The 465-nt window shown below is 74.0% G+C and carries 1 protein-coding gene; it reads right to left on the minus strand.

Features of this window, described 5'->3' with window-relative positions; translation table 11 throughout:
* The coding region (locus JGS39_RS40200; RefSeq protein WP_219574679.1) for a TerD family protein at positions 1–465 on the minus strand (465 nt) is incomplete at both ends.

Raw genomic sequence — 465 nt, forward strand, 5'->3', positions numbered from 1 at the left:
GGGAGCGGCGATCCGGGGGTCCACCGGCGCGGCGACGGGGGCCGGGGGAGTGACCGCGACGGGTGCGGCGGCGGGCTCCTCCTCGACCGACACGCCGAAGTCGGTGGCGATGCCGGCCAGCCCGTCGGCATAGCCCTGGCCGACCGCGCGGGCCTTCCAGGCGCCGCCGCGGCGGTATACCTCGATGACCACGAGCGCGGTCTCGGCGCCCAGCTGGGGCGGGGTGAACGTGGCGAGCACACTGCCGTCGTCCGCGTTGCGCACGGTGGCCGTGGGCTCGATGCCCTGGAAGGTCTGACCCGCTCCGTCCGGGCTCGCGGTGACGACGATCTTCTCGATGCCGGGCGGCACGGCCGCGGTGTCCACCACGATCGCGTCGGGTGCGGTGCCACCGCCGGAGCGGTAGGTCACACCCTGGCCCGCGGGCTGGTTGTAGAAGATGAAATCGTCGTCGGAGCGCACCTT

Source organism: Streptomyces poriferorum, assembly GCF_019399235.1.
Classification (GTDB): domain Bacteria; phylum Actinomycetota; class Actinomycetes; order Streptomycetales; family Streptomycetaceae; genus Streptomyces; species Streptomyces poriferorum.